Annotated in this window: 22 protein-coding genes and 1 riboswitch; of the genes, 14 read left to right on the top strand and 8 right to left on the bottom strand. The window is 46.9% G+C overall.

Features of this window, described 5'->3' with window-relative positions; translation table 11 throughout:
- Nucleotides 1-444 precede the first annotated feature (444 nt).
- Nucleotides 445-969: a DUF3087 domain-containing protein gene (locus MTF70_RS06575; protein WP_025768782.1), complete on the bottom strand. Its 525-nt coding sequence runs from the start codon at nucleotides 967-969 to the stop codon at nucleotides 445-447.
- Between the two features lie 160 nt (nucleotides 970-1,129).
- Between MTF70_RS06575 and trmY the strand changes: the two genes are divergently transcribed.
- Nucleotides 1,130-1,729 carry a tRNA (pseudouridine(54)-N(1))-methyltransferase TrmY gene (gene trmY / locus MTF70_RS06570; RefSeq protein WP_017634347.1) on the top strand — a complete coding sequence of 200 codons (600 nt, stop codon included), beginning with the start codon at nucleotides 1,130-1,132 and terminating at the stop codon, nucleotides 1,727-1,729.
- Between the two features lie 77 nt (nucleotides 1,730-1,806).
- Here trmY and MTF70_RS06565 read toward each other — a convergent pair whose 3' ends face one another.
- Together MTF70_RS06565 and MTF70_RS06560 are read right to left on the bottom strand one after the other, a co-directional pair.
- On the bottom strand, nucleotides 1,807-3,150 hold the full coding sequence (locus MTF70_RS06565; RefSeq protein WP_025768781.1) for a TldD/PmbA family protein: 1,344 nt from the start codon (nucleotides 3,148-3,150) through the stop codon (nucleotides 1,807-1,809).
- Nucleotides 3,150-4,535, bottom strand: a complete 1,386-nt coding sequence (locus tag MTF70_RS06560; protein ID WP_205461194.1) for a TldD/PmbA family protein — start codon at nucleotides 4,533-4,535, stop codon at nucleotides 3,150-3,152. Before MTF70_RS06560 ends, MTF70_RS06565 begins: the two co-directional genes overlap by 1 nt.
- 311 nt (nucleotides 4,536-4,846) lie before the next feature.
- A riboswitch (TPP riboswitch) is annotated at nucleotides 4,847-4,954 on the top strand.
- 97 nt (nucleotides 4,955-5,051) lie between these two features.
- Between MTF70_RS06560 and thiD the strand changes: the two genes are divergently transcribed.
- The 8 genes from thiD to MTF70_RS06520 all read left to right on the top strand — a co-directional run bounded on the left by thiD (nucleotide 5,052) and on the right by MTF70_RS06520 (nucleotide 11,587).
- Nucleotides 5,052-5,909 carry a bifunctional hydroxymethylpyrimidine kinase/phosphomethylpyrimidine kinase gene (gene thiD, locus MTF70_RS06555; RefSeq protein WP_005383329.1) on the top strand — a complete coding sequence of 286 codons (858 nt, stop codon included), beginning with the start codon at nucleotides 5,052-5,054 and terminating at the stop codon, nucleotides 5,907-5,909.
- Nucleotides 5,899-6,654, top strand: a complete 756-nt coding sequence (locus tag MTF70_RS06550; protein ID WP_033907185.1) for an ABC transporter ATP-binding protein — start codon at nucleotides 5,899-5,901, stop codon at nucleotides 6,652-6,654. Before thiD ends, MTF70_RS06550 begins: the two co-directional genes overlap by 11 nt.
- Nucleotides 6,647-7,447: an ABC transporter permease gene (locus MTF70_RS06545; protein ID WP_009706843.1), complete on the top strand. Its 801-nt coding sequence runs from the start codon at nucleotides 6,647-6,649 to the stop codon at nucleotides 7,445-7,447. The genes MTF70_RS06550 and MTF70_RS06545 overlap by 8 nt, the downstream gene beginning before the upstream one ends.
- A 47-nt stretch (nucleotides 7,448-7,494) precedes the next feature.
- Nucleotides 7,495-8,445 carry an ABC transporter substrate-binding protein gene (locus MTF70_RS06540; RefSeq protein ID WP_025768778.1) on the top strand — a complete coding sequence of 317 codons (951 nt, stop codon included), beginning with the start codon at nucleotides 7,495-7,497 and terminating at the stop codon, nucleotides 8,443-8,445.
- Between the two features lie 54 nt (nucleotides 8,446-8,499).
- Complete coding sequence (gene tenA / locus MTF70_RS06535) at nucleotides 8,500-9,168, top strand: thiaminase II (RefSeq protein WP_025768777.1); 669 nt, start codon at nucleotides 8,500-8,502, stop codon at nucleotides 9,166-9,168.
- Between the two features lie 12 nt (nucleotides 9,169-9,180).
- Nucleotides 9,181-9,972, top strand: coding sequence for a hydroxyethylthiazole kinase (thiM, locus tag MTF70_RS06530; protein ID WP_025768776.1), 792 nt, complete (start codon nucleotides 9,181-9,183; stop codon nucleotides 9,970-9,972).
- A gap of 64 nt (nucleotides 9,973-10,036) precedes the next feature.
- A complete protein-coding gene (gene thiE, locus MTF70_RS06525) occupies nucleotides 10,037-10,651 on the top strand; it encodes a thiamine phosphate synthase (protein WP_025768775.1) in 615 nt (204 codons plus the stop codon).
- Nucleotides 10,652-10,861: 210 nt separating this feature from the next.
- On the top strand, nucleotides 10,862-11,587 hold the full coding sequence (locus MTF70_RS06520) for a phosphatase PAP2 family protein (RefSeq protein WP_025768774.1): 726 nt from the start codon (nucleotides 10,862-10,864) through the stop codon (nucleotides 11,585-11,587).
- A gap of 69 nt (nucleotides 11,588-11,656) precedes the next feature.
- On the opposite strand, the gene MTF70_RS06515 is transcribed toward MTF70_RS06520, so the two are convergent.
- Together MTF70_RS06515 and MTF70_RS06510 are read right to left on the bottom strand one after the other, a co-directional pair.
- Nucleotides 11,657-14,104, bottom strand: a complete 2,448-nt coding sequence (locus tag MTF70_RS06515; protein ID WP_205461197.1) for a trimethylamine-N-oxide reductase 2 — start codon at nucleotides 14,102-14,104, stop codon at nucleotides 11,657-11,659.
- A gap of 22 nt (nucleotides 14,105-14,126) precedes the next feature.
- Nucleotides 14,127-15,221, bottom strand: a complete 1,095-nt coding sequence (locus MTF70_RS06510) for a NapC/NirT family cytochrome c (protein WP_205461198.1) — start codon at nucleotides 15,219-15,221, stop codon at nucleotides 14,127-14,129.
- Nucleotides 15,222-15,491: 270 nt separating this feature from the next.
- Here MTF70_RS06510 and MTF70_RS06505 point away from each other — a divergent pair, with 270 nt between their 5' ends.
- From MTF70_RS06505 to MTF70_RS06485, 5 genes are all read left to right on the top strand, one after another.
- Entirely contained in the window at nucleotides 15,492-16,007 is a 516-nt protein-coding gene (locus MTF70_RS06505; protein ID WP_005374306.1) for a GNAT family N-acetyltransferase, read from the top strand.
- Nucleotides 16,008-16,016: 9 nt separating this feature from the next.
- Nucleotides 16,017-16,748, top strand: coding sequence for a glucose 1-dehydrogenase (locus MTF70_RS06500; RefSeq protein WP_104976337.1), 732 nt, complete (start codon nucleotides 16,017-16,019; stop codon nucleotides 16,746-16,748).
- 1 nt (nucleotide 16,749) lies between these two features.
- Nucleotides 16,750-17,220 carry a GNAT family N-acetyltransferase gene (locus tag MTF70_RS06495; RefSeq protein ID WP_025768770.1) on the top strand — a complete coding sequence of 157 codons (471 nt, stop codon included), beginning with the start codon at nucleotides 16,750-16,752 and terminating at the stop codon, nucleotides 17,218-17,220.
- Between the two features lie 118 nt (nucleotides 17,221-17,338).
- The gene (locus tag MTF70_RS06490) at nucleotides 17,339-17,806 is read left to right on the top strand and encodes an HAD family hydrolase (protein ID WP_005374312.1); all 468 of its coding nucleotides are present in this window, start codon (nucleotides 17,339-17,341) and stop codon (nucleotides 17,804-17,806) included.
- 33 nt (nucleotides 17,807-17,839) lie between these two features.
- Nucleotides 17,840-18,367, top strand: coding sequence for a GNAT family N-acetyltransferase (locus tag MTF70_RS06485; RefSeq protein ID WP_025768768.1), 528 nt, complete (start codon nucleotides 17,840-17,842; stop codon nucleotides 18,365-18,367).
- Nucleotides 18,368-18,404: 37 nt separating this feature from the next.
- On the opposite strand, the gene MTF70_RS06480 is transcribed toward MTF70_RS06485, so the two are convergent.
- From MTF70_RS06480 to MTF70_RS06470, 3 genes are all read right to left on the bottom strand, one after another.
- A complete protein-coding gene (locus tag MTF70_RS06480) occupies nucleotides 18,405-18,995 on the bottom strand; it encodes a prepilin-type N-terminal cleavage/methylation domain-containing protein (protein ID WP_262591170.1) in 591 nt (196 codons plus the stop codon).
- A 153-nt stretch (nucleotides 18,996-19,148) separates the two neighbouring features.
- Nucleotides 19,149-19,436, bottom strand: a complete 288-nt coding sequence (locus tag MTF70_RS06475; RefSeq protein ID WP_005374318.1) for a hypothetical protein — start codon at nucleotides 19,434-19,436, stop codon at nucleotides 19,149-19,151.
- Nucleotides 19,437-19,502: 66 nt separating this feature from the next.
- Nucleotides 19,503-20,402, bottom strand: a complete 900-nt coding sequence (locus MTF70_RS06470) for a DMT family transporter (RefSeq protein ID WP_054865878.1) — start codon at nucleotides 20,400-20,402, stop codon at nucleotides 19,503-19,505.
- Between the last annotated feature and the right edge of the window lie 47 nt (nucleotides 20,403-20,449).

The following is a 20,449-nucleotide window of genomic DNA, read 5'->3' as shown; positions in this document are numbered from 1 at the left end:
AGTAATGTTTGAATTGACTGTGCTGAATCTTTCGATTCAATGGTCACTTCGTTTCATTGAAACCTAATTTGATACCGCTTTCCGTTAAGAAAGAAATATCTAATTGGATTATCATCAACGAGTGCCCACACAGATTGATAGGTCTATATTGTTAAAGAGCTTGCTTCGTAAGCTTTGCTATCGAAGCGGAGGCGTATTCTAAGGAATTAATTTTCAGTGTCAAACACTTTTTTAAATTAATTTTTAGAAGTTTTCTTTCGCCTTCTTGCCAACCGCTTTTGCGTTTCCGCTTTGCCCTGACAACGGAGGCGCATTATAGGGAGATGATTTTTCTTGGCAACCCCTTTTCAGAAAAAAAATCAAAAAAAAGCGTCGAATGATTAAATCTCACTCAAACGCTTATTTTTAGCACTCAGTTGTTAACTTCAAGTAGCAAATAGGCAATCAATATGTGTCTAGCCAAGACTCTTCAAAGCCTGTGATATCGAGACTCATTGATTGCGCCGCTTCGATTTGCTCGATAGCCTCCAATTCTTTATTTACACTGCTCATCGTCAGTGTGTTGTTGTCTAGCTCAAACACCTGACTTTGAGTCGTATAGTAGAACTTAAGGATCGTCAGCGCTTTTACATCGCCATTGTTCGCGGCTACTTTAATGCTTTTTAGTTTACGAAAGATCTTGTTGTGCAGCTGCTTGAGTTTCCAAACGTACAGCACTTCTTCCATGTATGGTCGAGTTTTAATTTGATTCAATAAAGAGAGGGAAGTTGCAACTGCGAGAACGACACCAATCAAATTCCAATGGAAATTGCCCGTTGATTGTTCTGGTACGACTTCAGTGTTGCCAAACAAAACAATCAACAAGGTACTAAAGGCAAGAGAGGAGATGGCGAGCAACGCAACAAAACCGCCAATCACAAGGTTTACTTTCTTTTTATAAATGTCTTTATTTATCTGTTTGATTTCCATATACCACTCCTAACAGGGTTGCCTCCTATTCTAGCCAGCACACCCAGCTCCACAATCGAAGCTTTGTAAGTAAGTTCACATTTGCTATTAAACTCGCATCCCTTCCCTGCTTGGGTATATACTTCCGCGCATTCACTCTTCCTATATAGAGGCTAAATTCATGCGCTCTTTTGTTTTACGAGCTCGCGCGGCGCCAACCACCAGCAAAGCACTGTTAGAAGGTGTTGGTAATGAAGCGCATACAGAGATTCTTGCTCATACCATGATGAACACGATGTTCGTTGCTCAATCACACCGTGAAGATGTGGTTGTTCACTTGGTTTTAGAAAGCACAAAAGATTTCTCACGCACCATTACTATTCGCTCCAACGACATCACCAACATTGGCGGCTTCCATGAGTCAACCTTGATTGCAGCAGTGGCTCGCGCTTTGGATGCTTCGGTTGGTATGGGTAAAGAGCAACTTCGTGAAGTCGAACCTGGTATTACCGTTCGTACAGTGAGCTTTGAACGCCTAGTACAAGAACTGGCAGAAGATCACCAACTATATATGCTGGATAAGAAAGGCGAATTTGTTCGTGATGCAGAAATTGGTGAAAATCCATGTTTCTTGCTAACTGACCATATACCGATGCCGAAAAAGTCTTTTAACAGCTTAAAGCGCCTTGGCACAGAGAAGATCAGCTTAGGTCCTAAGATGCTTTTCGCTTCTCAGTGTGTAGTATTGATCCACAATGAGTTGGACATACGCGAATTCTAGTTATTCGCGCACACGTTGCTAGATAATGAAAGAGGACTCTATTGAGTCCTCTTTTTGTTTCTATAGTAATGCTAAGTTTACTTACCACCAATGCTCAAACGAGCAAAACGAACGTCTGGCGAGAAGAAAGTTCGGCTATCGTTAATTAGCTGAGTATCACCTACTGCCTCAACTTCTTGCAGCATATTGTAGAAGTTACCCGCTACCGTGATCCCACGAACTGGTTGAATGCGCTTACCATCACGGCACAAGAAACCACTCGCGCCAAATGAGAAATCACCACTCACTGCATCCGCACCAGAATGGACACCTTGAAGTTCGACTAACTCTAGGTACTCACCCGCTTTTACTTCTGACGCACTGCTGTTACCCGTCGCAATAACTTTGTGATTCGCTGATACGTCTAGGCTCGATTTTGCACCGCGAGCGGCACTTGCTGTCGAGACTGCGCCCAAGTAACTTGCGGTCTGGCTGTTGTGTAGCAAGGTTTTCAACTCACCATTAGCAATCATGACATTATCTTGAGTAGCGAAGCCTTCACTATCAAAACTCGCGATTGCCATACCATTTGGCATGTAAGCCGTATCAGTAAAGGTAATTAAATCACTCGCAACACGTTGACCAAGCTTGTCACCCAGTGGCGTAATGCCTTTCATCGCGCTTACGCCAGAGAAAGCACTGCCGAAAGCACCGAATAAACTTGCTAGCGCATTGATGTGGAAAATAGCAGGGTAGTTACCTGTCGCAACCGGAGCGCCTTCCAGAAGATCACGAGCAAGGTTGTAGCCACCTTCTATACAGTAAGCTGGATTCAACTCATCAAAACGGCGACCAAGTGACATTCTACCCGCCATTGACTGTTTGCCGTCTTTTTCAAACAAGGTATACGCGTAACAAGTGAACGAGCGCTCGAAGTGTTGACACAATGTGCCTTGAGTATTGGCAATGATCAGTTGTGTTTCGCCATCGCTATAACCATTGTAAGGTGCGCTAGAAGCGTGAGGCAGAGCCACTACGCCTTGCTCAAGTGCGAGAGACAGTTCAATTTTTTCATCAACCGAAGTTGTGTCTTCTTGAGCAATCTCAGCCACGTCAGTCGTGATTTGGCTGTTCACACAACTAATGGTCTGATGTTCATCTTGCTTGGAAAAACGAGCGCTTTGCAGTGCATTAGTCAGCATCAAATCTAAGCTTGGTTGTTCTAACGACTCAGAGTAGCTTGTCGCAACGCGCGCATCTTTCACAACACGAACACCCAGAACTTGGCTTGAGCTTACTTTGTACTCATCCAGCTTTCCTTGGTACGCTTTCAAAGAAAAGCTACTGTTGCGGTTTACAATGACGTCCGCTTCTGCACCTTGGCGTTTTGCTTCTGATAGGACGTAATCAACCGCATTGAGAAGTTGTTGTTCTTGGCTCATTAGTTACCGCCTCCTACCAGAATGTTATCGACTTTCAGCGTTGGCTGACCGACTGTTGTTGGTACTGAACCACTTACTGAACCACACATGCCCGGCGCAAGCGCCATGTCTCTGCCGACCATGCTGATTTCTTTCAACACTTTTGGACCCGTGCTGATCAGCGTTGCTGTTTTCAGAGGTTTGGTGATTTTGCCACTTTCAATGAGGTAAGCTTCACGAACAGCAAAGTTAAACTCACCCGTACCCGGTTGAACCGAACCACCACCCATCTTCTTCGCATAGATACCACGCTCGATGCCTGCCAGCATGTCATCAAGTGAATGCTCGCCTTCTTCGATAAAGGTGTTACGCATACGCGAGGTTGGTGCAAACTTGTAGTTTTGACGACGACCAGACCCCGTAGGTTCGTAACCTGTCTTCATGCCACCCATTTTATCGACCATAAAGCTGGTTAGCTTACCGTCTTTGATCAACTGAGTGCGCTGAGTCTTCATACCTTCATCATCAACGTGAATCGAGCCCCATTCGTTGGTCATGGTGCCATCATCGACTGCGTTCACCGCGGTGTGAGCAACCATTTCGCCCATCTTGTCGTGGAATACTGAAGCTTTCTTCGCAACTGAAGTGGTTTCTAGCAAGTGACCACACGCTTCGTGGAAGATTACGCCGCCAAAGCCGTTACCAATTACCACTGGCATTTCACCCGATGGACAAGCATCCGCGCCAAGTTTTACCAACGCTTGTTGCGCGATAGTTTGACCTAGCTCTTTGGCATCAAGCTGTTCACTGAATTCCCAACCAGCAAGAGCGCCAGGACCTTCCATACCAGAAGACTGCTCATTACCTTTTTGAGCGACGGTATTACCAGCAACTCGGATGTAATGACGAGTATCGTCAACGTGTAGACCTTCTGAGTTGAAGATAGACACTTGTTGTTCACGCTGAAGCACGCTGCCAATAAACTGGCTGATATGCTCACTCTCAGCACGTGCGGCTTGGTCAACTTTCAATAGAAACGCGATTTTTGAATCTAGGTTAGCATCCTTACTTAGTGGCATGCGGCAACCATGTTGGATTGGGTAGCGGTTCAAATTCAAAGAACCCGCTGACGCGATTTGCTCACGCTTGTCTTTTGCAGCAAGCAGCGAGGTTACGCGCTTTAGTTCGGCTTCATCTGTGCTGTTGGTGTAACCGTAAAGCACCTTATGACCGAAAAAAAGACGAATACCGATACCAAAATCGATACCCGAGTTAACCTTATCCACTTCACCAGATGCGATCTGGACAGTGTTGGTTTGGTGATGTTCAACGAATAGTTCAGCGAAATCAGCCCCCAAAAAGAGCGCATGATCGATCACTGACTTCGCTGTTACAGAATTAAGCATGAAGTCTCCTTGCTCGATGATCGTCTTAGCCATCCTAATTAACTGTGAAAAAGTTCAACAAAGTTAAATTGGCAACACGTTAAATTTTAACAGTTTTTTAACCTTGTTTTGTGCTAATCCTTGCTTAACGAGACCACGATTATTTATTAAATATTCCAGGTTCTGCTCATTCACCAGAGCGTTGCACTAGTAAATTCCACCCAGCAAACCATTTAGGTGCTTACTTTATCACTCACCTCGCATAATTGAATACTCATTATAATTACGCTCAAAAAACGTATCCCTTCCGCAATGGTCCTGCTATCATCCGAACGAAATAGTCGGGGGGCCACACGACAAGTGTTGGCTGAGATCGAAATTCGAGACCCGTTGAACCTGATTCAGTTAGCACTGACGTAGGGAACTATGCACACTTTGCCTTTCGTCGCCCCTCTTAGGTAAGCGATAGCGATCGAAAAATCGATCTATCTGCAACGGTCAAAGTCAGTTCCTATACGTCTTGTAGTAGGAGCGACCATGACGCAGCAATCACAACCTCATTCACATCACACGCCAGCCTTGCCTACCCCTATCGTATTGACCATCGCGGGCTCAGACAGTGGTGGCGGTGCAGGTATTCAAGCCGACATCAAAGCGATGTCCGCAACCGGCAGTTTTGCTTGCTCGGTAATCACGGCGATTACTTCGCAAAATACCCAAGGCGTTTCTGCGATTTTCCCCATTCCTCTCGACCATGTAGAGAGCCAACTTGATGCAGTATTTACCGACCTCAACATCGTTGCAGTCAAAGTGGGCATGCTGGCAGATTCCAACATCATCAAAGTCGTTGCAGACAAAATTAAACAATACCAGCCAAAACACCTCGTGATTGACCCTGTGATGGTGGCCACCAGCGGCGATCTATTACTGGAACAGTCGGCAATCAGCACTTTAAAAGAAGAATTGATTCCGCTCGCAGACATCATTACCCCTAACCTACCCGAAGGCGCAGCATTGACGGGTAAGCCAATGCCTCAATCAGAATCTGAAATGAACGATATGATTACCGACCTTCGTGCGCTTGGCGCCAAAGCTATTCTGCTCAAAGGCGGTCACCTTGAAGAAAATGAAAACAGCAACGATCTGCTTATCATGCAAGACAGTGCCGAGTTAATTAGCGCCAAGCGATTTCCAACCAAAAACACTCATGGCACAGGCTGTACACTTTCTTCCGCCATTGCGTCTTATCTTGGCCAAGGCAACAACCTACACAAAGCGGTGCACCTGGGTAAGCAGTACATCAGCCAAGCTATCGCACACGCTGATGAATTGGATGTAGGTAAAGGCCATGGCCCTGTGAACCACTTTTTTGCGGGTCATACTTATGTTCGCTAACGCGATTGGCATTCAGCTTTCCGATGCTAGTCTGCGATACAAAGACAGCCAAACACCAACGCTAGCAGGGTTGAGTATGACTATTCCTGCTAATCAATGGACAGTGTTACTTGGTCGCAGTGGCTGCGGGAAAACCACAATATTGCGTTACTTAGCTGGCCTACTGGATGACCAAGTTGACTGGCATGGCGAACTCATCACAACGGATGGCGCTGCACTGCATGACCGTATCGCTTACATGGCTCAGCAGGATTTATTGCTACCGTGGTTGAATGTGTTAGACAACGTCTGCCTCAGTTCTCGATTTTCTCAAGTGCAAGCACCAGAGCAAAATAGACAACGTGCACTGACTTTACTAAGCCAAGTGGGACTCGCCGATTACGCGGATGCTAAGCCAGCTCAGCTCTCTGGCGGCATGAGACAACGTGTTGCCCTTGCTCGCACTCTGATGCAAGACAAGCCTCTAGTTCTGATGGATGAGCCTTTCTCTGCACTGGACGCGGTTACTCGTCATAAGTTGCAAACCTTGTCTGCCGAATTGCTGAAAGATAAGACGGTTGTTCTGATTACCCACGACCCACAAGAAGCGGTGCGATTAGCTCACCAACTCTATGTGTTGCAAGGCACACCTGCGCAAGCTCAGCACTTGGTCGTTCCAGACTCCAAGCCGCCCCGAGTTCTCGATGGAGAGTGCGCGGCGTTACAACAAGCGATTTTGGATCAACTGGAGAAAGACTATGAGTGATATGACTCAGTACAACTCCGTTTCGGCACGCATTAGTAAAAAAGAACGCGTGACCCATCCGGCTCTGCGCTTGGTCATTAGCACAGCGGTGATCTTGGGATTGTGGCAGTTGGTTGTTGTGGTATTCGACATGCCAAGCTTCATCTTACCTTCACCAATTGAAGTGCTGGATAGATTGGTCACTCGTTACGATGTCTTGCTCAAACATACTTGGGTTACCGCGCAAGAGATTTTACTTGGTTTGGCGCTTGGATTATCAATGGGTTTGCTGTTCGCATTGCAAATGCTGATGTTCGAACCGCTGAAGCGTTGGTTACTGCCCATTCTGATTGCTAGCCAAGCGATCCCTGTGTTCGCCATCGCGCCAGTGCTCATGCTTTGGTTGGGTTACGGCATTGCTTCAAAAGTTGTTATGGCGGCAATCATCATCTTTTTCCCCGTCACGACATGTTGCTACGACGGCTTACGCAATACACCAACAGGTTACCTCGATCTTGCCAAGACCATGGGCGCGTCTAAATGGCAGCTACTTCGTCATATTCAATTGCCAGCCGCGCTACCAACGTTAGCTTCAGGTATTCGTGTTGCCGTCGTTATTGCGCCAATTGGAGCAGTGGTCGGTGAGTGGGTAGGTTCAAGTGAAGGCTTGGGTTATCTGATGCTCCAAGCTAACGCTCGCATGATCATTGACGAGATGTTTGCGGCGCTGTTTATCCTCGCCGTGCTGTCTATCTCACTCTACTTCATCACCGATAAATTATTGAAAAAAGCCATCCCTTGGGAAAGCAAGTAATTACAGAAAATAACCAAAGAAAATTGGGAAAGAAAAGGAAGAACCCCGTGAATAAAAACAAACTTATGAGCGCTGCTGCTCTACTCGCTTCAGTGGTATCAACCAATGTGCTTGCAGCAGAAAAAGAGATGACACTGATGTTGGATTGGTTCGTCAATCCAAATCATGGTCCTATCGTGATTGCCAAAGAGCGTGGTTACTTCAAAGAGCAAGGTTTGAAGGTCAATATTCAAGAGCCTGCAGATCCAAGCACACCACCTAAGTTGGTCGCTGCGGGTAAAGTCGACATGGCGATTTCTTACCAACCAAGCCTAACTATCGATGTCGCGGCTGGTTTACCACTAATCCGCTCTGCGACGTTGATTGCTACGCCACTCAACACGCTGATGGTGCTAGATAACGGTAAGAATGAAAAGCTTGGCGACTTGAAAGGCAAGAAGATCGGTATTGCGATCGCAGGCAACGAAGAAGCGACAATCGGCACTATGCTTGCGCAAGAGAACGTGAAGTTTTCTGACGTACAAATCATCAACGTAGGTTGGGCGCTGTCTTCGTCTCTTGCGTCTGGCAAGGTGGATGCGATTTGGGGCGGTCTACGTAACTTCGAAACCAACCAACTGGCATTAGAAGGTTATAAAGCTAAAGCCTTCTTCCCTGAAGAACACGGCGTGCCAGCGTATGATGAGTTAGTTTTCGTAGCTAATGCGAAAACCTACAACAAAGAAGCCATCAAAGCATTCAACAAAGCACTAGAGCAAGCAACCACTTACATCGTTAACCATCCAAAAGAGTCGTGGAAAGAGTTCGTGGCTTATTCACCAGACACCCTCAACAACGAGCTTAACCAACGCGCTTGGAACGACACGCTAACTCGTTTCGCTCTTCGTCCATCTGCTGTAGATCTGAAGCGCTACGATGATTACGCGCAGTTCATGTATTCACAAAAAATCATCGAAACACTGCCAAAAGCGAAAGATTACGTACCGAACTTTGACTAATTCTACTGACCTTAGGATCTAAGCCTAGGGTCTTTTGATAACGAGATACCCATAATGAAATACCAAGATTTGATCGACGCTTGCCGCCAAGATTGGCAAGAATACACTGAGCATGCTTTCGTGCAGCAATTAGCGCAAGGCACTCTGGCTCAGCCTTGTTTTCTGCATTACCTAAAGCAGGATTTTCTTTTCCTAAAACAGTACGCGCGAGCTTACGCATTAGCGATCTACAAAGCGCGTACTTTGGATGACATGCGCCGCGCCCTACCAAGCGTACATGCATTGCTCGATTCTGAAATTGCCCATCACGTGACTTACTGTGAGCAATGGGGACTGACGGAATCCGACCTAGAAAACGAGCCAGAAGATTTCGGCACTGTGGCTTACACCCGCTACGTGTTGGATGCAGGAATGACGGGCGATCTTGTTGATCTATACGCGGCACTGGCACCATGTTCTATCGGTTATGCCGTAATCGGTAAGATGCTGATTGAAAGTGAGAACACGGTAATCGAAGGCAATCCATACGCAAGTTGGATCAACCTCTACGGTGGTGAGGAATTCCAATCTGGTGTCGCAAAAGGTGCAGAACACTTTAACCAGTTATTGGCGGAAATCGATATCAATAGCCAGCGTGGTCAAAACCTGATTCAGGTATTCAAAACCGCAACGCGTATGGAAGTGGCATTCTGGCAACAAGGTCTGAACGCTCAGCAAGGTTAATCGGAGAGTCTCATGTTAATTGAACAAATCACCCAAGCATTAACCGCAGTACGCCAACAAAAGCCATTAGTCGTCAACATCACTAACTACGTGGTGATGAACAACACGGCAAACGCCCTATTGGCTATTGGTGCTTCTCCAATCATGGCGCACTCCAAGCAGGAAATGGCAGAGATGATGTCGTTCGCTGGCGCATTGGTTATCAACATCGGTACCCTAGACAGCATTTGGACACCGCGTATGAGCTATGCCGTAGAGCAAGCCAATGCCAATGGTAAAATCGTTGTGCTCGATCCTGTCGGTTGCGGAGCAAGCTCACTACGTACCGAGACATCACGTGAAATCGCACGCCTTGCAGACAAACTCATCATCCGAGGTAACGCTTCAGAAATCATTGCACTCGCTGGCGAGCAAGCACAAAGCAAAGGCGTCGATGCGTTAGACAGCAGCGACGCAGCACTTGGCGCAGCCAACTTCTTAGTCTCAGAGTATGGTGCGAGCGTGGTAATTTCTGGCGAGACTGATTACATCGTCACGAAGGAACAAACCGTGCAACTGAACAATGGTCACGAGATGATGCCATACGTAACCGGAATGGGTTGTACGCTAACGGCACTGACGGGTGCTTTTGCTGCTGTTGGTGATAACACCGGACTTGCTGCAGCGGCGGTACTAGGCGTTGTTGGCGAGATTGCAGCGGAACAAGCTCGCGGCCCAGGTAGCCTGCAAATGAACCTGTTGGATGAGCTTTACCAGCTAGATGAAGAGACACTGGCAAAGCGCCTAAAACTGCAAGTGAGCTAAGCTTTTCTCTCTTTTAACACTAGCCTCTCAATCCTCTTTCAATGAGAGGCTTAAAGGAAACCCAATGAACGCCTATCGTTTATATTTGGTCACCGATGACCAACAAGATTTAGCCACACTAAAGCGTGTTGTGAGAAAAGCCGTGGAAGGTGGCGTGACTATGGTACAAGTCCGCGAAAAACACGGTGATGTGCGTGCGTTTATCGAACGTGCTCAAGCCGTCAAGACGATTCTTGAAGGCACTGGCGTCCCGTTAGTCATCAATGATCGTGTTGATGTTGCCCTTGCCGTCGATGCCGATGGTGTTCACCTCGGGCAGTCAGACATGCCAGCAGAGATCGCTCGTCAATTGATTGGCCCAAACAAGATTCTCGGCTTATCGATTGAGACTGAAGAGCAGCTGGCAGAAGTAAACTCTCTGCCGATTGATTACATCGGTTTGAGCGCTATCTTCGCGACGCCGACCAAAACCAACACAAAAAAACATTGGGGTATTGATGGTTTGAAAATGGCGTTAGAGACGACTTCACTGCCGATTGTTGCCATTGGCGGCATTAACGAAAGTAACATTCCACAGCTTAGCGCCACTGGTGTTCACGGCTTAGCTTTGGTTTCAGCGATTTGCCACGCAGAAGATCCAAAAGCCGCATCGGAATATTTATTAGGGTTGGTGAGCTAACCTTGCTCACGCCTGAACAAAGCGCTTATGGATGAGCGCGTTTGCCTTTCAGTACTTTCAACAACCTCTCCTTTCACAACGAAGAGCTGCAATATCACTTTCACGCTCGAATTGACAGAGCGTTGATAAGTTTTTCACGCCAGATAACGTAAGATAAGCCCCTTATTTTAACGTGGTTGAATAACCCTCAATAAAAACAAAACGCTCTCAATGAAAACCAAAAAATATGGATTGATGATGCTCGCCTTGTTTGTTCTTGGCATCATCCCAATGTCGCTGTTTGGCTCTTATCACAATCTCACTTCACAGGTGCCTGAAAGTCTGGGTATTACTTTTACTTTGCTCACAGATTCTGCTGGTAGCAAAGGTTTTTTAATTACGTTAACACTGCTACTGCTTTCTTTATTTCGCTTTAAACCAAGTCGCATTGAGTGGATACAAAAACTCTCAATGTTAGGGTTGTTACTGGTGATTGGCTTTGCCAGCAAAACGGGGCTAAAACTGATGACAGAAAGCCCGCGTCCCTACGCCGAACTGCTTGCTGCAGAGCAATTGATTGAGCACCCAGAAGCGTTTTATCAGTTGGATACAAAGCAGCAAGCCAACGTAATTAACCAGATTTCTGAACACGTCAGTGATTGGCGAACGCGCCATTGGCAAGGCGAGAAAGACTATTCTTTCCCATCCGGCCATACGATTTTCGTTTCGATTTGTTTGGCTTTCTTTGGTGGTTTGTTCTTACAGAACAAGTGCTATATCTCTGCACTGTCATTGTGGATGTGGGGAATGAGCGTCGCATATAGCCGCTTATGGCTGGGCATGCATCGCCCTGAAGATTTAATAGGCTCGGTCTTGTTTGTCGCGATTGTATTTACTTTACTCCCGACATTTCAGATTAAGAAACAGATGCCGTTTGTTTCTCTCGCTTCGCGCTAATGTGAACGATGACTAGATAAAAAGAAGCCAGCGATTCGCTGGCTTCTTGCTTTAAAACGCTACTTTTTTCTAACCATTTCTTGGTGGTTCAAACGCTGTTAGTTCTAATTCTGGGCCAGTGTATTTTTCAATACGAACCAGTGCCGAGTTCGCCGCACAGCCGTTTGCAAGTCGAGAGGTCGGAATATCCAACGTTAACACGTTACAACCGCCGTTCTTACAAATGCCGGTTTTCGGATCCAGATCCGGCCAGCCGCCTTCATGAATACACACTGAACCTTGCTTGATTCGGTCAGTCACTTCTGCACCAACCAATACTTGGCCACGGTTGTTAAACGCACGAACTAGATCGCCCGTTTTAATACCACGCGCTTTCGCATCTTCAGGGTGGATCCAAATAGGTTCACGGTTTGCAATTGCGTACTCTTCGCGAATCTTCGCGTAGTTAAACTGACTGTGTAGACGATGCGCTGCGTGCGCGGTCATTAACTGCAACTCGCCATCTTTTGCATTGCCGGTGTACTCGGTTGGTGCCATCCACGTAGGGTGTGGAGGACAGTCTTCCAACTGGTAACCTTCAATGGTTTTCGAGAAGATTTCAATCTTACCACTTGGCGTACCTAGCGGGTTCATGATCGGGTCTTCACGGAAATCTGCGTAACGAACAAACTGTGCGTTCTTCTCGTTCCACTTCATCTCGATCAGTTGGTTATCTTCCCAGAACTTGCTGAAGTTCGGCATTGCTACGCGAGAGCCACGGCCACCTTGTTGCGCCGCCTTGTAGAAGCCGTACAGCCATTCCATTTCGGTTTTGCCTTCGGTGTATACGTCACGGCCACCCGGAGCTAGCATCTCTGCCATGTCCGCGAATACATCGAAGTCATTACGCGCTTCACCTTGCGGCTCAACCACTTGCTTCATTGGCACCAAGTGTTGGTTACTGTAGTCACCCGTCATCGTTAAGTCGTTACGCTCGAACGATGTGGTGATTGGCAGAACAATGTCCGCGTGCTTCGCAGCCGCCGTCCAGTAAGGCTCTGAAATCACGATCAGCTCAGGCTTTTGCCACGCTTTGATCAGACGGTTGGTGTCTTGGTGGTGAGTAAAGTTCGCACCACCTGCCCACCAAATCATCTTGATGTCCGGGAACGTCAGTTCATGACCGTTATGATGGTAGGATTGACCTGGGTTTTCCAACGCCTCGACAATACGCGCCACAGGGAAGCTTTGCACCGCGCCAGACACCGCCCAGTCGTTCCCCGCAGAAGAGCCGCCACCCAGCGATGCCGAAATCGCAGGAAGTACGCCAGCATCACGAGCAGGGTTACCACCGTTTGAGTAGTGGTAAGAGAAACCAAAACCACCGCCCGGTAAACCGATCTGGCCCAACATCGTTGCCAGTGTAACCAGCATCCAGTGACGCTGCTCACCGTATTGTTGGCGCTGCATGCCCCAACCCGCCATCAGCATGGTGCGGTTTTTACTGAAGATGTCAGCCAGTAGCTCAAGTTGCTTTGCAGGTACGCCACAGATTTGTGATGCCCATTCTGCTGATTTTTCTACGCCGTCTTCTTCGCCCATCAGGTACGCTTCAAACTTGTCGTAACCTGCGGTGTATTTATCGAGGAAGGCTTTATCGTGCTTACCTTGTTTCACTAAGGTGTGTGCGATACCCATCATCATTGCCACGTCGGTCATTGGGTGAGGAGCAATCCACTCCGCATTCTCACCAAAGAACTCGATGGTTTCAGAACGAATAGGGTCAATAGCGATAACCGTCTTGCCTGATTTTTTCAACTGATGGAAGAACTCAAGACCAGCACAGTCTGTTGAGCTCCACGCGATTTTTAGAGTGTTGATCGGGTTTAAGCCCCAAAGCACAACCACATCGCTGTGCTCTAGTACCACTGGGTACGTGGTTTGCTGCTCGTACACTTCGATAGAGCCCACAACGTGCGGCATGATGACCTGCGCAGCACCCGTTGAGTAGTCACCCAAGTGGCCTGAATAGCCACCCGCCATGCTCATGTAACGTTGCAGCAAGGTTTGTGCTTTGTGCAGCACGCCACTTGAACGCCAGCCGTAAGAGCCTGCAAACACAGAAGCCGGGCCATATTCTTTGCGAATTCGCATGTGCTGCTCGTGGATCAGCTTGTAAGCCTCATCCCAAGACACACGCACAAACTCATCACTACCGCGCACACCTTCTGGCGACGATGGGTTTGCCAAGTAGCCTTTACGTACCATTGGGTACTTCACACGCGCCTTGGTATGCACTTGGTCAGGCCCAGTAGTTTGTAGACTATTTGGTACAGTTTGTGGAAGAGCATTAGTAGTCGAAACCAACTTACCATCTTTCACTTCACATAACATTGGGCCCATGCGGCCCGCCGTTAGAATGCCTTTGCCGCGAGCATTAGAAGACGCAACAGACATAGGTGCAAATGAAGTGAATGCCATTGCACCAGCCGCCATACCAGTGCCTTTTAGAAATCCGCGACGGGTCATATTAGTCATAATCTTATCCTTCTATTTATCGTTAGTGACCAACCACATCTTTCGCGTGGTACTGGAAGAACTTGGTTAGAATTTCTAGGTTCTCGGCTGAAATATCAGTTCGATCACCCATACTTTTCGCTACCGGTCCCCATGCATTCACTGTGAAGTGATTTGAAGGAATTTTCGCGTGACAAGTTGCACAGTAAACGTTGTCCAACTCTTCTGCGTATGACCATACGGGTTCAAGCGTGTCAACAACTGGAGAATCAATAGCGCCAGTTAGAGAAACCGCGCGCCATTCGTTGCCGTAAACATCTGCCTCAAATTCACCAGTTTCAAGCGCTTGTTGGCCTTGCTCTGTTAGCGTTGCAACGATGGCACGTTGACCTTCTCCCATGTAAAGCACTTGCTCTGCGCCTTTCATTTGGAATGCGTTCAACTTAACAGTGCGGTTGTCGCCTTCAGAGCTGATTACTTCCAACTTCGTCGTTGGGTTAATTTTACCCATCTCACCCATTGCGATTTCAGTCACAGGGTAAACGACTTTGGCACCAGGTGATGTTTTTGTGGTGAAGCTCATCAACGTTTCAAATGCCTTGCTGTCTAGCTCTGCTTCTGGTGCAAAGTGCGCCACACCTTTATGACAATCGATACACGTTTGATCGTTTGCTTTCGCGTAAGCGTGCATCTTCGCCGCATCACGTGATTGCTCAAACTCTTCCATTGCATCGAAATCATGACACGAACGACACGTCGCTGAATCATTTTCACGGAACTGAGCCCATACCGTTTCAGCCATATCTTTACGATGTGCTTCATATTTCTCTGGCGTGTCGATCTTACCTGTCACAAATTCATGGTAGATGTCTTTCGACGCGCGAATTTTGGTGATCAGGTAATCCATTGGTTCTTGAGGAATATGACAGTCAGAACATTCCGCGCGAATGCCTTTCGCATTACTGAAGTGCACTGAGCCTTGGTACTCTTTGTAAGGGGTTTCCATAGAGTGGCACGAGAGACAAAATTCAGTATCTGAGGTGTAATGCATTACTGCCGCACTCCCCCCCAAAGTTAACCAGCCCACACCAATGCCGGCAGCAACCAGCAGTGCAACATATCGTTTTTTTATTGACATAATTAGCAACACTTCCAAATAAAATGTAATTATAGGTCGCAAATTACTACTTTATGGGTAGTCCTCTCTTGATCCACATCATTTCCGTGTTGCTCTGTATGCCTCAAGTATGAAATTTTGTTATTTGCATCTCAAAGATGAATATATGGCAATAATCCATTACCCAGCCAACTATTCACCACATAAATCACTTTTATGAATGCAACTATTTGATTAAACAGATAAGAGGATGAGAGACTGAATCTCCACATTGATGCAGTAAGGACACGCATGTCAGTTTACATCGAGACGCACAGAAGCCAATTAAGACCCATCAAAGCCAGTGACTGGGAACTCTTTCAACGATTACTCTCCGAACAAGAGGTTATTGCGCTCTGTTTCGATCGTCCCAGCGAAACAGAAATAAGAGAAAAATTTGCTTCGCGATTATTACCATGGACCCCAAATTGCCAGCATTGGCTTTGCCTTGTAATACTCGATAAGCAATCTGAACAACCCATCGGCATCACTGGCTTTGCTATTGAAAACGGTAAGGCAGAGGTAGGTTACTTACTTTTGCCGGAATTTCATGGCCAACAGTTTGGAACAGAAACTCTTCAAGCGCTTCTATACTGGGCAACCTCGACACATAACATCAACCACTTTTCCGCGACGGTCACTGAAGGCAATATTGCGTCAGAGCGTGTCCTGATAAAATGTGGTTTCGAACTCATTGAGGTCATTCCAGACGCATACCAAATTGGTGGCAAACCCTACGCCGATAAAATCTACTCACTACATAAATAAGGACGTATTTTGAATAAAGTAGTCATCATTACCGGCGCAAGCCGAGGTATTGGAGCCGCAGCGGCGAAAAAGCTGGCCGAGCAAGGCTATCGCGTTTGCGTTAATTACCGCACTCAGCAAGAGGCCGCCGACCAAGTTGTGGCAGAAATACAAGCAAACGGTGGCAAAGCGATTGCCATAGCCGCAAACGTAGCCGATGAGAAGCAAGTGCTCTCCTTGTTTGATGAAACAGAACGTGAATTTGGTGCAGTGACGCACTTGGTCAACAACGTTGGCATCCTATTTACTCAATCGCCTTTGTCAGAAATTAGCTTGGAACGCTTTCAGAAAGTAATGAACACCAATGTGAATAGCTGTTTTCTCTGCTGTCGAGAAGCGGCGAGGCGATTCAGTGCAGGCGGTGCAATTGTGAATGTCTCCTCTGGAGCGTCGCGCTCAGGAGCGCCATTTGAGTATGTCGATTACGCCACATCAAAAGGCGCGATGGATACCTTAACTAAAGGGCTCTCGCTAGAGTTGGCAGAGCGCAATATTCGCGTCAATGGCGTTCGACCTGGTTTCATTTACACTGATATGCATGCCGACGGCGGAGAACCAAACCGAGTAGATAGACTCAGCCCTCAAATTCCTCTTAAACGCGGTGGCACGGTAGAAGAAGTAGCAAATGCGATCGCTTGGCTATTAAGTGACGAAGCCTCTTATGTCACGGGATCATTTATCGATATTGCAGGGGGCAGATAGAATGCAAGTCCATATTCGACAAGCGATTCCCGATGATTTAGACGAAATTTTTCAGCTTAATTTTCAAATTAATTCACTGCATTTTGCGAATGCGCCAGAAGCCTTTGTTGCGCCTTCAGAAGCTGACCGCGAATTTCTTGCACAAGCACTAGAGAACAAAGAGCGACTCTTTTTGATTGCCGAACGCGAACAGCAAATTCTCGGCTTCTTAACCGCGATGATCACCCAAAACGACACCGTCAGTTTTCTGATCAAAGACCCAATTTGTCGCGTGGGAACAATTGTTGTCGATGAAGCGCAAAAGCAGCAAGGAATCGGCCGCCAACTGCTCCTAGCCTGTGAGCAATGGGCGCGCGACGCCAATGCCACACAAATTCGATTGGAAGTGATGGAATTCAATCAGCCAGCACAGCGCTTTTACGATAATCAAGGTTTTAAAACTAACTCACGCATTATGCTGAAACATTTGTAACGATAACGACAATTAAGCGCTTTTCACGACTAAACCCACCTAAATCGTATTTATCGATGCAATTTACCCCCTAATTTTAGAAAAAGACGATATGATGTGCGGATAAGGAGATTCGAACATGATTTATCTTTTCGATTGGGGGAACACCTTGATGGTAGATTTCCCTCACGCACAAGGAAAAATGTGCGATTGGGAACACGTAGAAGCAGTTCCTCAAGCCAGAGAAACACTGGCAATACTTTCCCAAAATCATCCCATCTACATTGCGACCAGTGCATCTGATTCCAACATGGAAGAGGTTCAGCGTGCATTTGTTCGCGTCGACTTAGACCAATACTTAAATGGCTATTTTTGTTTTGCCAACCTCGGCATCGCTAAAAACCAACCTGAGTTTTATCTCGCCATCGCAAAACAGTTAGGGGTTAACGTGAGTGGAATAACCATGGTTGGCGATTTACCTCACAAAGATATTTACCCTGCGATGAAAGCGGGCGTAAACACAATTTGGTTTAACCCAACGGGCGCTGATGCACCAGCCGAAGCCATTCCTAACCAAATTCGTTGTTTATCTGAGCTTATCCCCTAACCGTTACTAACCTGCACTAATCAAGGAAGATGAATGCAAATCAGATCCATCAAGGTGAGCGATATCGCGCGCTTCACCGCGCTGTGGAATCGAGTGTACTCCGAAGGGGAATTTTTGATTTCTCCTGCACCCGATAACGCAACGCTTCGCAGAATCCTGCAACGTGTGGAAAACGAGTCCATCCCTCAGTTTGTCGCGTTTGACCGCCAAAAACTTATCGGTAGTGTTGAAATCTACCCAGCTGAGATGTGCGGTTACGAAAGAGGGCAACGCCTTCGCGTCGGTATTCTTGGTATTCACATCGACAAAAACTACCGAGGCAAAGGATTGGGGCGGAAACTGTTGGCAGTCGCGATCGCACGTGGTTGGGAATTTGGTTACGACCAAATCGCACTCTACGTATACACAACCAACACACCAGCGATTGCTTTGTATGAACGGTTTGGATTTGAACATCAGGGGGAACTTGGGGAAGTGACCTTGCCAAATGGTAAAGTCTTGATGAGTCAAAAAATGGTATTGTATAAAGCGCAAAGCCGTTCGAAAAACCCCGATTTGTAGAGTCACGATAACCGTTGTTCGCAACACTTATTCGGGGTTAACACCCTTGCGTCACATGCCCTCGAACAATTGAATCGTTAGAGGCTTGATTCACGTAGTAGAAATAGCACGCTTCTTCTGCCAATGTGTAACCCTGCGGCCAAATGTACACCACGCGATCAACGCCCGATTTATCTAAGAACTGATAATCAGGAATCGCGACAAAATGAGCGCTGTTCGGGTGCTGCTGACCGATGATACAAAAATCACTGCCTTTGCACGGCACGTCAATTTTCGAGTAACCTCTGGCTGGTAGATCGATTTCTAACAAAGCTCGAATACTATCGGCACTCGCTTCTGGCATGCCTTTGCGTGTTTTGACTTGTTGGTCAATGTAGTGAACGTGCTCTTGGCCGTAAGCGTTATCAATCACTGATTGAGCATGGAAGAACTTGAGAGCCGTACCCAAAGAAGACTGAGAACTGTGCAGCATCGCAGCGTATGCTTGGCGATGAATATCGAGTAGTACTGGTAAAGCAGCTAATGCGATGAAAGCCAAAGTGGTAAGCACTATGGTGATTTCCATCAGCGTAAATCCCTTTGATTTCACGTTTCTTATCTCAACTAGCCCAAGACAATAGCCCCACATCCATGTGAGACCGAGCCAATATATCGCCAATTTTTTACGATTAAAGGCCCAAAGGGTAAGAAGAGACAAACACCACGCAAACTTGAGAACAGCACCCAAAGAGCAGTGTAACAAAACGACGCTATGTGTCAGATATTAGACGATTTTTACTCTCTAGTTACTGAGTAAAGGCACATTATTTCGCACCAGACCACGACGAACATTCGTGCACATTTTGCCAAAACGACGAATCTCATCGAACTGCGGAACAATGCCGCGCTCCATGGCTGACTCCCAATAAGTGACTTCTGAATCGACCATTTCCAACAATTTCTTCGGACAGCCAATGCACTGCCCTTCTGGTCCACATACAAACGTTTCTGGTTCATAAATTGGTAGTTCCGCTTTTACTTGCTCGATGATGCTACGCATGGCGGTCATTCGATCTGGCTTTACCTTCATCATTCTGCTCCACGGATTAAGATGAAGCAGATTGTACCCACTGATACGCAAATGTCCCTACCCAATTTAGGTATATTCTGTTTGAATCGATTTCTTTATCGTCAGATCCGGCTTTTTAACCACCAAATACACCGCCGTAGCTGCCAGTACGAAACCAGAAATCCCCATCCAATCAAATGACTCTCCAAACGCGAGCCAAGCCTGAATCGCCGTCGTTGGCGGCACCAGGTAGAATACAGAAGCTACGCTCGATGCAGCACCGTTCTTAACCATGTACAGCAGCAGTAGAATAGCTACACAAGAGAGCACGACGACCAACCACAACACAGTCAAAATAAACTCCAGTTCCCACTGCACTTGCATGGTTTCAAACTGCATCGCAACGGGCAGAAACATGACGAGCGCGGCCAAATATTGCACCGTCGCACCACCCACCATATCCACTTGTTGGCAATGCTTTTTCTGATAAAGCGTCCCTAGCGTGATACCAACCAAAGCCAACAAACACAAACCAATGGCCAACACTTTATGCTGCTCGGATTGCCACTCCATTTTGCCCATCAACACCATAGCGATACCGACAAAACCAAGAGCCAAACCCAACCATTGCGAGGGTTTAAATTCCTCACGAACAAACGCCACCAGCAAAGCCGCGGTTAAAATCGGTTGAATACCCACCAGCAACGAACTCAACCCAGCAGGCATACCCAAGGCGATAGCGAGATAAGTACCGCCCAGATAGAAACCGTGGATCAACGCACCAACTACACAGCTGTGCCAAAAATCTTTTCCTGTCGGCAACCTTCTACGCAATACCGCCACAAGAACCAAAAACAGTAAGACATTGAATGCCATACGGATAGAAAGTAGTGTCGCTGGCTCGGCATATTGCAAACCAAAACGCGCACCAACGAATCCAGAAGCCCAAAGGATGACAAATACAAAAGGGATGGCTCGGATTAACATGATCGCCTCACTCACGCTTGTTTTATGTTTTGAGATACTGCTAATGT

Source organism: Vibrio sp. 2CM40D (assembly GCF_023161825.1).
Classification (GTDB): Bacteria; Pseudomonadota; Gammaproteobacteria; order Enterobacterales; family Vibrionaceae; genus Vibrio; species Vibrio alginolyticus.
Note: the sequence above shows the minus strand (reverse complement) of the source record. Positions and strands in the feature narration are given on the sequence as shown.

Coding starts and splice junctions, on each gene's coding strand:
- MTF70_RS06575 (WP_025768782.1), bottom strand. CDS start 969: ATGGAAATCAAACAGATAAATAAAGACATTTATAAAAAGAAAGTAAAC.
- trmY (WP_017634347.1), top strand. CDS start 1,130: ATGCGCTCTTTTGTTTTACGAGCTCGCGCGGCGCCAACCACCAGCAAA.
- MTF70_RS06565 (WP_025768781.1), bottom strand. CDS start 3,150: ATGAGCCAAGAACAACAACTTCTCAATGCGGTTGATTACGTCCTATCA.
- MTF70_RS06560 (WP_205461194.1), bottom strand. CDS start 4,535: ATGCTTAATTCTGTAACAGCGAAGTCAGTGATCGATCATGCGCTCTTT.
- thiD (WP_005383329.1), top strand. CDS start 5,052: ATGACGCAGCAATCACAACCTCATTCACATCACACGCCAGCCTTGCCT.
- MTF70_RS06550 (WP_033907185.1), top strand. CDS start 5,899: ATGTTCGCTAACGCGATTGGCATTCAGCTTTCCGATGCTAGTCTGCGA.
- MTF70_RS06545 (WP_009706843.1), top strand. CDS start 6,647: ATGAGTGATATGACTCAGTACAACTCCGTTTCGGCACGCATTAGTAAA.
- tenA (WP_025768777.1), top strand. CDS start 8,500: ATGAAATACCAAGATTTGATCGACGCTTGCCGCCAAGATTGGCAAGAA.
- thiM (WP_025768776.1), top strand. CDS start 9,181: ATGTTAATTGAACAAATCACCCAAGCATTAACCGCAGTACGCCAACAA.
- thiE (WP_025768775.1), top strand. CDS start 10,037: ATGAACGCCTATCGTTTATATTTGGTCACCGATGACCAACAAGATTTA.
- MTF70_RS06520 (WP_025768774.1), top strand. CDS start 10,862: ATGAAAACCAAAAAATATGGATTGATGATGCTCGCCTTGTTTGTTCTT.
- MTF70_RS06515 (WP_205461197.1), bottom strand. CDS start 14,104: ATGACTAATATGACCCGTCGCGGATTTCTAAAAGGCACTGGTATGGCG.
- MTF70_RS06510 (WP_205461198.1), bottom strand. CDS start 15,221: ATGTCAATAAAAAAACGATATGTTGCACTGCTGGTTGCTGCCGGCATT.
- MTF70_RS06505 (WP_005374306.1), top strand. CDS start 15,492: ATGTCAGTTTACATCGAGACGCACAGAAGCCAATTAAGACCCATCAAA.
- MTF70_RS06495 (WP_025768770.1), top strand. CDS start 16,750: ATGCAAGTCCATATTCGACAAGCGATTCCCGATGATTTAGACGAAATT.
- MTF70_RS06490 (WP_005374312.1), top strand. CDS start 17,339: ATGATTTATCTTTTCGATTGGGGGAACACCTTGATGGTAGATTTCCCT.
- MTF70_RS06485 (WP_025768768.1), top strand. CDS start 17,840: ATGCAAATCAGATCCATCAAGGTGAGCGATATCGCGCGCTTCACCGCG.
- MTF70_RS06480 (WP_262591170.1), bottom strand. CDS start 18,995: ATGTGGGGCTATTGTCTTGGGCTAGTTGAGATAAGAAACGTGAAATCA.
- MTF70_RS06475 (WP_005374318.1), bottom strand. CDS start 19,436: ATGAAGGTAAAGCCAGATCGAATGACCGCCATGCGTAGCATCATCGAG.
- MTF70_RS06470 (WP_054865878.1), bottom strand. CDS start 20,402: ATGTTAATCCGAGCCATCCCTTTTGTATTTGTCATCCTTTGGGCTTCT.